The organism is Streptomyces sp. NPDC102360 (assembly GCF_044766085.1).
Taxonomy (GTDB): Bacteria; Actinomycetota; Actinomycetes; order Streptomycetales; family Streptomycetaceae; genus Streptomyces.
Window position 1 is genome coordinate 1,378,123 of the sequence record NZ_JBIWLG010000001.1, and the last position, 14,849, is coordinate 1,392,971.

13 protein-coding genes are annotated in these 14,849 nt (G+C 71.9%); 9 read left to right on the forward strand and 4 right to left on the reverse strand.

From position 1 onward, the window contains the following. Position 1: 1 nt before the first annotated feature. From ACIRHA_RS06225 to ACIRHA_RS06240, 4 genes are all read left to right on the forward strand, one after another. Positions 2 to 1,960 carry a fumarate reductase/succinate dehydrogenase flavoprotein subunit gene (locus tag ACIRHA_RS06225; protein ID WP_403840458.1) on the forward strand — a complete coding sequence of 653 codons (1,959 nt, stop codon included), beginning with the start codon at positions 2 to 4 and terminating at the stop codon, positions 1,958 to 1,960. Beyond that, a complete protein-coding gene (locus ACIRHA_RS06230) occupies positions 1,957 to 2,703 on the forward strand; it encodes a succinate dehydrogenase/fumarate reductase iron-sulfur subunit (protein WP_351330881.1) in 747 nt (248 codons plus the stop codon). The genes ACIRHA_RS06225 and ACIRHA_RS06230 overlap by 4 nt, the downstream gene beginning before the upstream one ends. 271 nt (positions 2,704 to 2,974) lie before the next feature. Further along, on the forward strand, positions 2,975 to 3,751 hold the full coding sequence (locus ACIRHA_RS06235; RefSeq protein ID WP_403840460.1) for a GNAT family N-acetyltransferase: 777 nt from the start codon (positions 2,975 to 2,977) through the stop codon (positions 3,749 to 3,751). After that, positions 3,748 to 4,581 (forward strand): lysophospholipid acyltransferase family protein, encoded by an 834-nt coding sequence (locus ACIRHA_RS06240; RefSeq protein ID WP_403840462.1) that lies wholly within the window; start codon positions 3,748 to 3,750, stop codon positions 4,579 to 4,581. Before ACIRHA_RS06235 ends, ACIRHA_RS06240 begins: the two co-directional genes overlap by 4 nt. On the opposite strand, the gene ACIRHA_RS06245 is transcribed toward ACIRHA_RS06240, so the two are convergent. Then, positions 4,554 to 6,929: an ATP-binding cassette domain-containing protein gene (locus ACIRHA_RS06245; RefSeq protein ID WP_403840465.1), complete on the reverse strand. Its 2,376-nt coding sequence runs from the start codon at positions 6,927 to 6,929 to the stop codon at positions 4,554 to 4,556. The genes ACIRHA_RS06240 and ACIRHA_RS06245 overlap by 28 nt on opposite strands. Before the next feature lie 179 nt (positions 6,930 to 7,108). Here ACIRHA_RS06245 and ACIRHA_RS06250 point away from each other — a divergent pair, with 179 nt between their 5' ends. Together ACIRHA_RS06250 and ACIRHA_RS06255 are read left to right on the forward strand one after the other, a co-directional pair. Next, positions 7,109 to 8,731, forward strand: a complete 1,623-nt coding sequence (locus tag ACIRHA_RS06250) for a phosphodiester glycosidase family protein (protein WP_403840468.1) — start codon at positions 7,109 to 7,111, stop codon at positions 8,729 to 8,731. Positions 8,732 to 8,804: 73 nt separating this feature from the next. Next, positions 8,805 to 9,794 (forward strand): alpha/beta hydrolase, encoded by a 990-nt coding sequence (locus tag ACIRHA_RS06255; RefSeq protein WP_403840471.1) that lies wholly within the window; start codon positions 8,805 to 8,807, stop codon positions 9,792 to 9,794. On the opposite strand, the gene ACIRHA_RS06260 is transcribed toward ACIRHA_RS06255, so the two are convergent. Both ACIRHA_RS06260 and ACIRHA_RS06265 read right to left on the reverse strand, forming a co-directional pair. Then, positions 9,791 to 10,798: an MsnO8 family LLM class oxidoreductase gene (locus ACIRHA_RS06260; protein WP_403840473.1), complete on the reverse strand. Its 1,008-nt coding sequence runs from the start codon at positions 10,796 to 10,798 to the stop codon at positions 9,791 to 9,793. The genes ACIRHA_RS06255 and ACIRHA_RS06260 overlap by 4 nt on opposite strands. A gap of 55 nt (positions 10,799 to 10,853) precedes the next feature. Then, positions 10,854 to 11,072, reverse strand: a complete 219-nt coding sequence (locus tag ACIRHA_RS06265) for a dodecin (RefSeq protein WP_403840475.1) — start codon at positions 11,070 to 11,072, stop codon at positions 10,854 to 10,856. Between the two features lie 157 nt (positions 11,073 to 11,229). On the opposite strand from ACIRHA_RS06265, the gene ACIRHA_RS06270 reads away from it, so the two are divergent. Continuing rightward, complete coding sequence (locus ACIRHA_RS06270) at positions 11,230 to 11,754, forward strand: hypothetical protein (protein WP_403840477.1); 525 nt, start codon at positions 11,230 to 11,232, stop codon at positions 11,752 to 11,754. A gap of 173 nt (positions 11,755 to 11,927) precedes the next feature. After that, complete coding sequence (locus tag ACIRHA_RS06275) at positions 11,928 to 13,208, forward strand: extracellular solute-binding protein (protein ID WP_403840479.1); 1,281 nt, start codon at positions 11,928 to 11,930, stop codon at positions 13,206 to 13,208. Between the two features lie 40 nt (positions 13,209 to 13,248). On the opposite strand, the gene ACIRHA_RS06280 is transcribed toward ACIRHA_RS06275, so the two are convergent. Next, on the reverse strand, positions 13,249 to 13,836 hold the full coding sequence (locus tag ACIRHA_RS06280) for a TetR/AcrR family transcriptional regulator (RefSeq protein ID WP_403840481.1): 588 nt from the start codon (positions 13,834 to 13,836) through the stop codon (positions 13,249 to 13,251). A gap of 137 nt (positions 13,837 to 13,973) precedes the next feature. On the opposite strand from ACIRHA_RS06280, the gene ACIRHA_RS06285 reads away from it, so the two are divergent. Next, positions 13,974 to 14,840 (forward strand): class I SAM-dependent methyltransferase, encoded by an 867-nt coding sequence (locus ACIRHA_RS06285; protein ID WP_403840484.1) that lies wholly within the window; start codon positions 13,974 to 13,976, stop codon positions 14,838 to 14,840. Positions 14,841 to 14,849: the final 9 nt, after the last annotated feature.

Sequence of the window (14,849 nt, forward strand, 5' to 3'; positions counted from 1 at the left end):
CATGACTGTGAACACGCAGTACGCGGAGTACACCACCGGCGAACCGGTCGTCGACACCAAGGCCCCGACGGGCCCGGTCAACGAACGCTGGGACACCCGCCGCTTCGAGGCCAAGCTGGTCAACCCGGCCAACCGCCGCAAGCACACCGTCATCGTCGTCGGCACAGGACTCGCCGGCGGCTCCGCCGGCGCCACGCTGGCCGAACAGGGCTACCACGTAGTCCAGTTCTGCTACCAGGACTCGCCGCGCCGCGCCCACTCGATCGCCGCGCAGGGTGGCATCAACGCCGCGAAGAACTACCGCAACGACGGCGACTCGGTGCACCGCCTCTTCTACGACACCGTCAAGGGCGGCGACTTCCGCGCCCGTGAGTCGAACGTGCACCGCCTGGCGCAGATCTCCGTCGAGATCATCGACCAGTGTGTCGCGCAGGGTGTGCCCTTCGCCCGCGAGTACGGCGGCCTCCTCGACACCCGCTCCTTCGGCGGCGTGCAGGTGTCCCGCACCTTCTACGCCCGTGGCCAGACGGGCCAGCAGCTCCTCCTCGGTGCGTACCAGGCGCTGAGCCGCCAAGTGGCCGCGGGGAACATCGAGTTGCATCCGCGCACCGAGATGCTCGACCTCGTCATCGTGGACGGCAAGGCCCGCGGCATCGTGGCCCGCGACCTGATCACGGGCAAGATCGAGACGTACTTCGCGGACGCCGTGGTGCTCGCCTCCGGCGGCTACGGCAACGTCTTCTACCTGTCGACGAACGCCATGAACTCCAACGCGACGGCCGTCTGGCGCGCCCACCGGCGCGGCGCCTACTTCGCCAACCCCTGCTTCACGCAGATCCACCCGACGTGCATCCCGCGCACCGGCGACCACCAGTCGAAGCTGACGCTGATGTCGGAGTCGCTGCGCAACGACGGCCGTATCTGGGTGCCGAAGGCGAAGGGCGACGACCGCCCGGCGAACAAGATCCCCGAGGACGAGCGCGACTACTACCTGGAGCGCATCTACCCGGCGTTCGGCAACCTCGTGCCCCGTGACATCGCCTCCCGCGCCGCGAAGAACGTGTGCGACGAGGGCAGGGGAGTGGGCCCCGGCGGGCAGGGTGTGTACCTCGACTTCGCCGATGCCATCGAGCGGATGGGCCGCAAGGCCGTCGAGGCCAAGTACGGCAACCTCTTCGACATGTACGCGCGGATCACCGACGAGGACCCGTACAAGACGCCCATGCGGATCTACCCCGCCGTGCACTACACGATGGGCGGACTCTGGGTCGACTACGACCTGCAGACGACCATCCCCGGCCTCTTCGCGATCGGTGAGGCCAACTTCTCCGACCACGGCGCCAACCGGCTCGGCGCCTCCGCGCTGATGCAGGGCCTCGCGGACGGCTACTTCGTCCTGCCGGCCACCATCAACGACTACCTCGCCAAGCACCCGCACACCGACGAGGTGAACGCCGAGCACCCGGCCACCGTCGAGGTCGTGCGCGAGACCGAGGAGCGGCTCGCGAAGCTCCTCGCGGTCGACGGGGACCGCACACCGGACTCCTTCCACCGTGAACTCGGCGAGCTCATGTGGGAGTTCTGCGGCATGGCCCGCACCGACGCCGGCCTGCGCAAGGCCCTCGACCGGATCCCGCAGATCCGCGAGGAGTTCTGGCGCCGCATCAAGGTGCCCGGCGTCGGCGAGGAGTTCAACCAGTCGCTTGAGAAGGCCAACCGCATCATCGACTACATCGAGCTCGCCGAGCTGATGTGCCTCGACGCGCTGCACCGCGCCGAGTCCTGCGGCGGCCACTTCCGTGAGGAGTCGCAGACCCCCGACGGCGAGGCCGCGCGCGTCGACGAGGAGTTCTCCTACGCGGCGGCCTGGGAGTTCACCGGCACCGGCGAAGCCCCCACCCTGCACAAGGAAGACCTGGTCTTCGAGTACGTCCACCCCACTCAGCGGAGCTACGCATGAAGCTCACCCTGCGCGTCTGGCGCCAGAAGAACGCCGACGCCGAAGGCACCATGTCCACGTACGAGGTGGACGGCATCTCCCAGGACATGTCCTTCCTCGAAATGCTGGACACCCTCAACGAGGAGCTCATCCTCAAGGGAGACGACCCGGTCGCCTTCGACCACGACTGCCGCGAGGGCATCTGCGGCGCCTGCTCGCTCGTCATCAACGGCGACGCGCACGGCCCGGAGCGCACCACCACCTGTCAGCTGCACATGCGGTCCTTCAAGGACGGCGACACGATCGACATCGAGCCGTGGCGCGCCTCCGCCTTCCCGGTCGTGAAGGACCTGGTCGTGGACCGCTCGGCCTTCGACCGGATCATCCAGGCAGGCGGCTACATCACGGCCCCGACGGGCGCCGCCCCCGAGGCGCACTCCGTACCCGTTCCCAAGCCCGACGCGGACTTCTCTTTCGAGCACGCCGAGTGCATCGGCTGCGGTGCCTGCGTCGCGGCCTGCCCCAACGGCGCGGCGATGCTGTTCACCTCGGCGAAGATCAACCACCTCAACGTGCTGCCGCAGGGCGCACCCGAGCGCGAGACCCGCGTCCTCGACATGGTGGGGCAGATGGACGAGGAGGGCTTCGGCGGCTGCACCCTCGCCGGCGAGTGCGCGACGGCCTGCCCGAAGGGCATCCCGCTGTTCTCCATCACCAGCATGAACAAGGAGTGGCTGCGCGCGAACCGAAAGGTCAGCCGCTGACCCTTCAATGAACGTCCCGCGAAGAGCGCGGGGTGGGCGGGACCGGACGTGGTGCTCAACCCCCGGTCCCGTCATCGTTTCCGGCCCGCGCCGGGAGTTTCCGGCCCGCGCCGGGCATCAAGGGGGCCCACCCCGGGCATTCAACCTCCCCACATCCGCGCACGACACGCTGGTCACGTACACGCCAACCGGGATCGGAAGAACTGAGGCGGAAGGCCGCACCACGTCGGCCCCCCACCTCCGCCGACAGGCACGTGACCAGGAGTCAGTCATGACCGGCGCACGTACGCTCGACCGTCCCATACGACCCGTCGCCCCCACCCGCTACACCGTCGGCCTTGCCCAGGACGACGCCGACGTCCGCGCCGCCCAACGGCTGCGCCACGATGTCTTCGCTCTCGAAATGGGCGCCCGCCTCGACACCCCGCACCCCGGACTCGACGTCGACATGTTCGATGCTCACTGCGACCATCTGCTGGTGCGGGAGGCGCCCACCGGCCACGTGGTCGGCACCTACCGCCTGCTGCCGCCCGAGCGTGCCGCCGGGGTCGGCCGGCTGTACTCGGAGGGCGAGTTCGACCTGAGGGCACTCGCCCCGATCCGCTCGGACCTCGTCGAGGCCGGCCGCTCCTGCGTGCACCCCGACCACCGCGACGGCGCCGTCATCGGGCTGATCTGGGCGGCCATCGCCCGCTACATGGTCGACCGCGGCCACGAGTGGCTCGCGGGCTGCTGCTCGATCCCGCTCGCCGACGGCGGCGCGCTCGCCGCGGCGACCTGGGACCGGGTGCGCGCCGCACATCTCGCGCCCGAGGAGTACCGGGTGACCCCGCTGCGCGCCTGGCGCCCCGACGACGTCGCCCGCCCCGCCGGACGCACCGCGCTGCCGCCACTGCTGCGCGGCTACACGCGGCTCGGCGCCTGGGTGTGCGGAACACCCGCGCACGACCCCGACTTCGGGGTCGCCGATCTGTACGTACTGCTTTCGATGCGCCGGATGAACGCCCGCTATCTGAACCACTTTCTCTCGCTCGCCCCGGCCCGATGAGCGTCTGGCTGCCCACCGCGCCCTGCTCCAGCGCGTGCGTGCGGGACGAGAGCGCGGGGGTGCGGGTGCCGCGCGCGGTGCTGCGCCTCGCGGCGCTGCTCGCGGTGCTGGTCGTGGGTGTCGTGTTCCTGCCGTTCGGCCGGTGGGTGCCCGCGAGCTGGGTGCGGCTGTTCGCCAGGGCGGTCGTACGTGCCACCGGGGTGCGGCTGCGCCTGACCGGCGCGGCGCCGCCCTCCGGTGGTCTTCTGGTGGTCGCCAACCACATCTCCTGGATGGACATCCCGCTGCTCGCGGCCGTCCGGCCGGCCCGGATGGTGGCCAAGAAGGAGATCAGGCGGTGGCCGGTCGCCGGACTCCTTGCGGCGCGGGCTGGCGTGGTGTTCATCGACCGCGACCGGCTGCGGGCGCTGCCCGGCACGGTGGCCCGACTCGCCGCGGTTCTGGAACGGGGCGGCGCGGTGGCGGTGTTCCCGGAGGGCAGCACGTGGTGCGGCCGGGCCCGGGGGACCTTCCGCCGGGCCGCGTTCCAGGCCGCTCTGGACGCGGGCGTTCCGGTGCAGCCGGTGCGGCTCGGCTACCGCCTGCCGGACGGCACGGTCAGCACCGCACCCGCGTTCGTCGGCGACGACACCCTGTTCGCGGCCTTGTGGCGGGTGGTCTCGGCGCGGCGGATCGTCGCCCACGTCGAGGTCCGCCCGCTGCTCGCCGCGGGCGGCCACGCGGACCGCAGGTCATTGGCCGCGGCCGCGCAGGACGCGTCGGGGAGACGCGCACCGCACGGACCACCTGCACTCACCGACGCTCAGGACCCCAGCGCACGTCGCAGGTAGACCCCGGTCCGGCTCGCGGTCTCGGCGGTCACGGCGGCGGGCGGCCCCGCGACCACGACCCGCCCGCCCTCGGCCCCGCCGCCGGGACCCATGTCGACGACCCAGTCCGCCCCGGCGACCACCGCCATGTCGTGCTCGACCACGACGACGGAGTGCCCGGCGTCGACGAGGCCGTTCAGTTGGCGCATCAGCACCTCCACGTCGGCCGGGTGCAGACCGGTCGTCGGCTCGTCGAGGAGGTACAGGGTGTGCCCGCGCCGTACACGCTGCAACTCGCTGGCCAGCTTGATGCGTTGGGCCTCGCCGCCCGACAGCTCGGTGGCCGGCTGGCCGAGCCGCAGATAGCCCAGGCCGACGTCGAGGAGTGTGCGCAGGCTGCGCAGCACGGGCCGCGCAGCTTCGTCGTCCGCCGCCTCGAAGAACTCCGCCGCCGACTCCACCGTCAGGTCGAGGACCTCGGCGATGTTCCGGCCCCGGTAAGTGACCTGGAGCGTCTCGGGGTTGTAGCGGGCACCCGCGCAGTCCGGGCACGGCGTGTACGTGCTCGGCAGGAACAGCAGCTCGACGCTGACGAAGCCCTCGCCCTGACACGTCTCGCAGCGCCCGCCGGTGACATTGAACGAGAAGCGGCCGACGCCATAACCGCGCGCCTTCGCCTCATCGGTGGCCGCGAACACCTTGCGGACGACGTCGAACAGGCCCGTGTACGTGGCCAGGTTGGAGCGCGGCGTCCGCCCGATCGGCTTCTGGTCGACGACCACGAGCCGGCCGACACCTTCCAGGTCCTCGGTGATCTCGCCGATCAGCGTCGACTTCCCGGACCCGGAGACACCCGTGACGGCGGTGAAGACGCCCAGCGGGAACGCGGCGGTGACCTCACGAAGATTGTGTCGGGTGAGCGGGCCCACCTTCAACCAGCCCTTGGGAGTGCGGACTTGGCGCTCGGCGGCGGGTTCCTCGTCGAAGAGGTAGCGGGCCGTCGCCGACTCCGTGACCTCGCGCAGCCCGTCCACCGGACCGCTGTGCAGCACCCGGCCGCCGTGCTCGCCAGCCTTCGGCCCGACGTCGACCAGCCAGTCGGCGTGCCGCATCACGTCCAGGTGGTGCTCGACCACGAACACGGAGTTGCCGGACGCCTTCAGCCGGTCCAGGACGGTGAGCAGGGACTCGGTGTCGGCCGGGTGGAGTCCGGCCGACGGCTCGTCGAGGACGTACACGACGCCGAACAGCCCCGACCTCAACTGGGTTGCCAGACGCAGCCGTTGGAGCTCACCGGCCGACAAGGTGGGGGTCGGCCGGTCGAGGCTGAGGTAGCCGAGCCCGAGCTCCGTGACCGTGGCGATGCGGGCCCGCAGATCCTCGGTGAGCACGCGCGCCGTCTCGGAGGTGCCGCCCTCGGTGGCGAGGAGACCCGCGAGGTCCGCGAGCGGGACACCGGCGAGCTCCGCGATCGTCCGGCCCGCGAAGGTGACGGCCAGGGCCTCCGCGCGCAGCCGGGAGCCGCCGCAGACCGGGCACGGCGTGCTCTCCAGGAACCGCTCCGCCTTCGCGCGCAGCGACTGGCTCTTGGAGTCCGAGAAGGTCTTGAGCACGTACCGGTTCGCGCTCATGTAGGTGCCCTGGTACGGGCGGTGGATGCGGCCCGCGTCCCGCACCGGATGCACGGTCACCACCGGCTGCTCGTCCGTGAACAGGATCCACTCCCGGTCCGCCCGCGCCAGCTCCCGCCAGGGCCGGTCGACGTCGTACCCGAGCGCGTCGAGGACGTCCCGCAGGTTCTTGCCCTGCCAGGCCCCCGGCCACGCCGCGATGGCCCCCTCGCGGATCGACAGCGAGGGGTCGGGGACCAGCAACTCCTCGGTGGTGCGGTGCACTTGACCGAGGCCGTGACATGAGGGGCAGGCCCCGGCCGCCGTGTTGGACGAGAATGCGTCCGAATCGAGGCGCTCGGCGCCCTCCGGATACGTACCGGCCCGCGAGAACAGCATGCGCAGCGAGTTCGACAGTGTCGTCACGGTGCCGACCGAAGAGCGGGAGGTCGGCGCCGAACGGCTCTGCTGCAGCGACACCGCGGGCGGCAGTCCGCTGATCTCGCCGACCTTCGGCGCGCCCACCTGGTGGATCAGGCGGCGCGCGTACGGGGCGACCGACTCGAAGTAGCGGCGCTGCGCCTCCGCGTAGATCGTGCCGAAGGCGAGCGAGGACTTGCCGGAGCCGGACACGCCCGTGAAGACCGCGAGGACGTCCCGCGGGATGTCCACGTCGACGCCCTGGAGGTTGTGCTCGCGGGCGCCGCGCACCCGCACGAGACCGTCGTGGCGGGGGTCGGTCGAGGTGGGGTGGTGCATGGGGCGGGCTCCCGGTCGTACGGAGGGCTGTGCTCTCACGGTGTCGTACTCCATGATCCACCCACGTCGCGGCAGCGGCGGCACGGCGAACGGCCGATGAATGATGCGCACACGCCTTGACTGGTGGTCATGGGCTCACGCACCGTTACGGAGGTCGTCCTTCGAGCAGTGGGGGGTTCGTGAACGGCAGACTGTTCGGCGTGGGCGCGGCGATGTGCGCTCTCGCCCTCCTGGGTGCGGCACCCGCACCGGCTTCGCCGCCACCGGACCCGTCCGCGCCCCGGCACGGCGGCCTGCCGCTCGGCGCCGCCGATCTGTCCGAGAGGAGGACGACGCGCACGCTGCAGCCGGGCGTGACGCTCACCCGGATCGTGCGCGGCGCGGACGCTCCCGCCATGGCGTGGACGGTGGAGGTCTCCATACCTGGCGGCGCCGGTTCGCCCGATCCGGACGCGCCGCCGACCGCCCTGAAGGACGGGGCCAGCGCCGCCGAACTCGCTTCCGACCTGCGTACGGACGGCTTCGAGGCCCGTTCGGAGAAGGTCACCACGGCGGCGACCGCCGACTACGCGGGCGGAGTCCTCGGCTGGCGGGTCCGGGTCGGCACCTTCCCGACCGAGGCCGCCGCCACCGCCGAACGCACCCGCCTGCGCGCCGCCGGGTACACCGGGTCCGCCTGGTACACCGGCTGGGACGGGAATGCGGGGGACCGCGGACCCTGGCGGGTCGACGTCCTCACCGTCGACCCGAAGAAGTTCGACGGCGGCCTCAAGGCCACGTACGGCCCGGACCTGGAGAACCGCGAGACCGCCGGCGCGCTCGCCGCCGCCGAGGGCGCGACGGCCGGGGTCAACGCGGGCTTCTTCGTCCTCGACCCCAAGGCGGGCGCCCCCGGCGACCCGGCCGGAGTCGGCGTCTACAACGGCCGCCTGCTGAGCGAGGCGGTGAACGGGCGCCCCGGCCTCGTCGTCCACGACTCGGCGCGCGGCACCGGGGTGGAGCGGTTCACCTGGCGGGGGAGCGTCCGCGCCGGCGGGACGAAGCTGCCACTCGACGGCATCGACCGCGTCCCCGGCCTGATCCGCAACTGCGGCGGCACCGCCGACGACACCCCGACCGCCCGGCCACTGCACGACACCACCTGCACCGACCCCGACGAACTCGTCGCGTTCACCCCGGAGTTCGGCGCACAGACACCGAAGGGCGACGGCGCCGAGGCTGTCCTGGACCGGACCGGCCACGTCGTCGAGGTGCGCTCGCCGCGCGGCGGCACCCTGCCCGCCGGAGGCCGCAGCGTCCAGGCCACGGGCGTGTACGCGGCGCAACTGACCGCCCTCGCGAGGACCGGCCAACCCCTGCGCATCCAGAGCGGGTTGAAAGACACCAAGGGGCGGTCCGTCACCGCTTCCCGCTCGACCAGCATCCTCAACGGCGGTCCCGAACTCGTCCGCGACGGCCGCCGCCACGTCACCCCGGCCACCGACGGCATGGTGCAGCCCGGCAATCCGAGCTTCTACTACGGCTGGGTGCACAAGCGGAACCCGCGCACTCTCGCCGGCACGGACGCCGCGGGCCGCACCGTGCTCGTCACCGCCGACGGCCGCGGCACCGGATCCCTCGGCCTGAGCATCAACGAGGCCGCCGACGTCGCCAGGTCCCTCGGCCTGCGGGACGCCATCAACCTCGACGGCGGCGGCTCGACCACGATGGTCGTCGACGGCCAAGTGATCAATGACCCGTCCGACGCGACCGGTGAACGCCCGGTCGGGGACGCCCTGTTGGTGCTCCCCGGCACACACTGACGCAAGCACCGGACGATTCGAGCCGGACGATTCGACCGGGATGATCCGACCCGGATGATCCGAGGGAGCCGCCATGACCGCCGCCCTGACCCTCCGCACCAGACGCCTGCTGCTCGTCCTCGCCGCTCTGCTGCTCACGCTGGGCTCGGCCCCGTCGGCGGTCGCCGCGACGCGGGCCCGGCCCGCCCCCGAGGTCGTCGACGTCACCCAGGTCGCCGACCGCCAGGTGGACCTCTCCGTACGCGCATCGGCCCTGGGCGGCCGCACGGTGAAGGTCCGCCTGCTCACGCCCGACGGCTGGGACCCGGACGACCGCGGCAAGCACTGGCCCACCCTGTGGCTGCTGCACGGCTGCTGCGGTGACTACACGTCCTGGACGAATATGACGGACGTCGCCTCCGTCGAGAGCCTGCGCGACGTCCTCGTCGTGATGCCCGAGGCCGGCTGGAACGGCTGGTACAGCGACTGGTGGAACCACGGCGAGGGTGGCGACCCGGCCTGGGACACCTTCCACACCCGTGACCTGCGCCGCCTCCTGGAGAGCGACTGGGGCGCGGGCTCCCGCCGCGTCGTCGCGGGCCTCTCGATGGGCGGCCAGGGCGCACTCCTGTACGCGGCCCGGCACCCGGGGATGTTCAAGGCGGCCGCGGCCTACTCCGGCTCCGCGCACCCGCTTCTGAACGACGAGTCGACGAGCCGCATCATGGGCTTCTTCGCGGGCCAGGGCAACGACCCCCTGCGCATCTGGGGAGACCCGGTCGCGCAGCGGGACATCTGGGCCGCCCACGACCCGTACTACCTGTCCAAGCGCCTCAAGTCGCTGCCCGTGTACCTCTCCTGCGGCGACGGCACCGCGGGCCCCCTGGACCCGCCGGGCGCCAGCAACGCCCTGGAGGCCGACTTCAACCGCCAGAACCACGCCCTCGCCGCCCAGCTGAAGAAGGCGGGAGCCACACACCTCACCACCAACTTCTACGGTCCCGGCACCCACACCTGGCCGTACTGGCAGCGCGAACTGCACGCGTCGCTGCCGATGCTGCTGCACGGCCTGGGAGTGGACTAGCGGGGCGTCAGGCGCGCGATCCTGGCCAGGCGGCGGAACGACTCCAGCAGGGCTTCACGGTCGTACGTACTGGTCGTCACCAGCACCTCCTGCGCCCCGCTCTCCTTGATCACCATCTCCAGCTCGTCGGTGACCTGCTGCTCCGTGCCCACGATGTGGCCCAGCAGCCCGGACTCGTACAGCTCCCGCTCCTTCTCGGTCATCTCGAAACCCGCGATGCGTTCGACGGGCGGCAGCGGCGGAAACGTGCCGTGTGTGCGCGAGTGCGCCATCGACCAGGCCTCCGGGGCGAGGATGCGGAGCGCCTCCGGCCGGCTGCCCGCCACGGCGACGGTTCCCGAGATCACGACGTACGGCTCGGCGGCCCAGGGGGAGGGGCGGAACTCGGTGCGGTAGCGGTCGATGCCGCGCAGCATCTTCTCGCGGGAGCGGAAGTCGCCGATCACCATCGGCAGACCGGCGCGGGCGGCGATCGAGGCGCCCTCGCCCATCGCGAGCACGAACGGCGGGACGGCCAGGCCCTCGGAGGGGCGGGCGTGCACACCCGTGGGTGAGGTCCCGGTGAAGAACGCCAGGAGTTCGTCGAGCTGCGCCGCGAAGTCGTCGGCGTCGTCCTTGTCCCGGCCGAGCGCCTTGCGGACCCCGCCCGTGAAGCCGACGGAGCGGCCGAGCCCCATGTCGATCCGGCCGGGGAAGAGCGACTCCAGGACCCCGAACTGCTCTGCCACGACCAGGGGCTGGTGGTTGGGCAGCATCACGCCGCCGGTGCCGACGCGGATGGTGCGCGTCGCCGCGGCGACGGCCGCCGCGAGCACCGTCGGCGCGGAACCGGCGACGCCCGGCACACCGTGGTGCTCCGAGACCCACAGCCGGTGATAGCCGAGCCGCTCCAGGTCCTGGGCCAGGGAGACGGTGTCGCGCAGCGCGTCCTGATCGGAGTGGCCCGCACGGGTGCGGGAACGGTCCAGGACGGAGAAGCGGGTCGATTCGATCACGGTGCTCACACCTTGGTTCAACGCCGTGGCGCCCCGGGGATTCCCGGGACCGACCCGTGGAGGCTCAGGATTCGTCGTCCTCCAGGCGGAAACCGACCTTCAGGCCGACCTGCCAGTGCTCGACCTGGCCGTCGACGATCTGCCCTCGGACCTGCGTGACCTCGAACCAGTCGAGGTTGCGCACGGTCTGTGAGGCACGCGCGATCCCATTGCGGACCGCCTCGTCCACGCCTTCGTGAGAGGTGCCGACGATCTCGGTGACGCGATACGTGTGGTTCGACATGGTTCCACCGTGCCCCAGCGCGGCGCGGCCCGCCATCCGTATGACACCACCGCTCACCCCGCGTAGCCGACCCGGGCATCCGGTCATGAATGCTCTCGGCAAGACCAACTGTCCGCGCGCGGCCCGCCCGTGCGCACGTCCGTGAAAGAGGCTCATCTTGACGCACCGCCGACTCACCCGTGCCGCTGTCCTGACCACCCTGACCCTGATGGCCTTCGGGGCCACCGGTGCGGCACAGGCCATCGCGGCGACGGCCGAACCGGCTCCGTGCCACCGCTACCAGGCGACCGTCAACCGGCACCAGGACACGGTCGACGGGCTGAATGCCCGGATCACTCCGGTGGAGGCGCGGATGGAAGCGCTGGAGCACGATTACTCCAGGGCGCACGGCGCGGTGGAGTACCAGTCCACGGTGTACACCGAAGCGCGCGACTGGGTGCGGGAGTTGGAGCGTGAGGACGGGTTCGACCCCAACAGCGCCGACTACCTGAAGGCCGTCAAGGAGCGCGACACGGCCGAGCGCGAGCTCGCGCAGGCGCGGGAGGAGGCGCGTGCGGCCTCCGCGGCGCTGAACGGTGTCGAGGTCGACCCGCAGCTGCTCGCCGAGCGTGCCCGCGCCAAGAAGCTGCTGGGAACAGCCGAGAAGCGGCTCGCCACGTGCCTGGCCAGGCCGGTCGCCTGACCTCGGGCACTTCGCTGGGGGAGGGTCGGGGGTGCCGGGCGCCGCGGAGTCGGTGCCGCACCCCTTGACCCTCCCGTTGGTCTATACCAAACTCCCTGAACACCCGTACGAGCAGTGTGCTCATCCCCCACGCCGGGTCGATCTTCCCTGTCCGCAGGCAGAAAGTGACCCACGTGAACTCCCGCCGCCTTGCCCTGACTTACGGTTCCCTTCTCACCACCGGCGCCCTGCTCACCGGATGCGGAGCCCTGCCGGGCACGGGGGAGGGGAAGGACGCGGTTACCGTGTGGCTGATGCGGGGCAGCGCCTCGGAGGACTTCCTCAAGCGTTTCACCGAGGACTTCGAAGCCCGGCACGGCGACATCACGCTCGACATCCGTATCCAGGACTGGACCGGGATCGGCGCCAAGGTCACCAAGGCGCTCGACGAGGGGCACGGCGGCGAGTCCGGCGCGCCCGACGTCATCGAGGTCGGCAACACCCAGGTCCCGCAGTACGTCGAGGGGGACGGCCTGCTCGACCTCTCCCTGGAGTCGGCGCGCGACCTCGGCATGCACGACTGGCTGCCCGGCCTCGCCGAACCCGGTGTCGACTCATCCCGGCAGTACGGCATCCCCTGGTACGCGGCCAACCGCGTCGTCATCTACGACAAGGACCTCTTCCGGCAGGCGGGCGTCGACGAGCCGCCCACCACGCGCGCCCAATGGCTGGACGTGACGCGGAAGTTGAACTCCGGCGACACTCAGGGCATCTACCTCGCGGGCCAGGACTGGTACACGCTCTCCGGGTTCATCTGGGACGAGGGCGGCCACCTCGCCCAGGAGTCCGCGGGCGTCTGGTCCGGCGCCCTGGCGACCCCCGCGGCGCTGCGCGGCATGGCCTTCTACCGGCAGCTCCAGGCCCTCGGCGGGGGCCCCAAGGACGCCGACGAGGAACACCCGCCGCAGGCCGAGCAGTTCGCCCGCGGCGACATCGCGCAGATCATCTCCGTGCCGGGCGCCACCCAGCGCATCCTCCAGAAGAACCCGGAACTGAAGGGCAAGCTGGGCTACTTCCCGATCCCCGGCAAGACGTCCCGCAGGCCGGGCACGGTGTTCACCGGCGGTTCCGACCTGGTCGTACCGGCGAACACCGACGACCGGAACGGTGCCGTCGAGGTCGTGAAGGCGCTGGCCGGCGGGAAGTGGAACACCGAACTGGCCCGCACCATGAACTACGTGCCGAACAAGACCACCCTCGCCGACGCGGTCGCGGGCGAGCCGGGCGTGGCCGCGATGGCCGTCGGCGCCGCCCACGGCAAGGCGACGCCCGGCTCACCGCTGTGGCCGAACGTGGAGGCCGGCGACAACCCCATCAAGGAGTACATGTCCAAGGTCCTCGCCGGCGGCGACCCGTCGACGGAGGCGGAGCGCGCCTCCCGCGAGATCACCCACCGGCTCGACGAGCGCAATTAGGGCCTGATCCAAACGAGAGGCCCCAGGTGTTCACCATCGACTAGGTCTTGTCCACCAGCGACGCGACCAGGCGCGTCATGGCGGGCCACGGGTCCGGTGCGCCCGGCCAACTGGTCATCAGGAGATGGTGGGCGGTGCCCACGACGGCCAGGGCCACCGTGCCCGCATCCAGGGTCCGTGCCACCCGCCCCAGCTCCTGCTCGGCCTCCAGGTAGGCGGTGACGGCCTCCTGGATCGCCGCGAAGCCGGGCGCCCCGCTCTCCAGGGCCTCGCGGACGCGCAGCGCGGCGGCGGGGCGGGTCATGGCGAGGCCCGAGATGGCGGGGCCGCCGGACTCGAACAGTGCGAGGGCGACGTCGTCGACGTTCCCCGCCACCGTGCCCCGACCGGCGAGCCCCGGCAGTGCCTGCGCCTTCGCCGCGGTCCGTGCGAAGCGGTCGAGGCAGAGCTCGGCCACGAACTCGTCGAGCCCCGCGAAGTGCGTGTGCAGCAGCCCCTTGGCGCAGCCCGCCTCGGTGGTGACGGCCCGGCTGGTGAGCGCGCCCGGCCCGTCCCTCTGCACGACGCGCTCGGCGGCCGCGAACAGGCGCTCGCGTACGTCCGGCGTCGCCACTCCGCGCGGTGACATGGGCCCCTCTTCCGTTCCGGCTCCGCTGCCCGCGAGGGGCACGACCCTTCGGATCGTAGCGGGGATTGCCAGTTTGGGCATGCGCCCATATTGTTTGGGCGTACGCCCATTCTCCGCTCCCACCCGAGGAGGCCCCCGTGCGGGACATCATCAACACAGAGCAGGCGCAGGCGTGGAACGGTCCCGAAGGTGCCCACTGGGCCCGTCACCAGGACCGCTGGAACGCGGTCAACGAGGGCTTCAACGAGCCGCTCCTCGACGCCGCCGCCCTCACGGAGCGCGACCGGGTCCTCGACCTCGGCTGCGGATCGGGCCAGACCACACGCCTCGCCGCGCTCCGGGCGCCTCGGGGGCACGCGCAGGGCCTCGACCTGTCAGGACCGATGCTGGCCGAGGCCCGGACCCGCGCCGAGCAGGAGGGCGTCACCAACGCCTCCTTCACGCAGGGCGACGCGCAGGCGTACCCCTTCGAGGCGGGCGCGTACGACGCGGCGATCAGCCGCTACGGCGTGATGTTCTACGCCGACCCCGAAGCGGCGTTCGCCAACGTCGGCAGGGCACTGCGCCCCGGCGGCCGACTGGCCTTCGTCTGCCCGGCCGACGCGGCGCTCAACGACTGGGTCGCGGCGATGGCGGCGCTGCGCGACATCCTGCCGGTCGGTGACTTCGGGCGGCCGGGGCTGCCCGGCATGTTCTCCCTCGCGTCGCCGGACCGCATCCGCGACGTCCTCACGGCGGCCGGGTTCACCGGCGTCACCGCCAACCAGGCGCAGGCGTACGGGACGTGGGGGAGCAGCGCCGAGGACGCGGCGGAGTTCCTGCTGGGGACGGGCCCCGGCCGCCACCTGATGGAGCATGCCGGCGCGGAGGCGGGGGCCCGCGCCAGCGGCACCCTGACGGACCACCTGCGCGGGTTCGAGGCGGCGGGCGGGGCGGTCCGGCTGCGCAGCACGTGCTGGCTGGTCACGGCGGACCGCCCCGCCGAGCCCTCGGCGGGCTCCTGAGTCGATTCC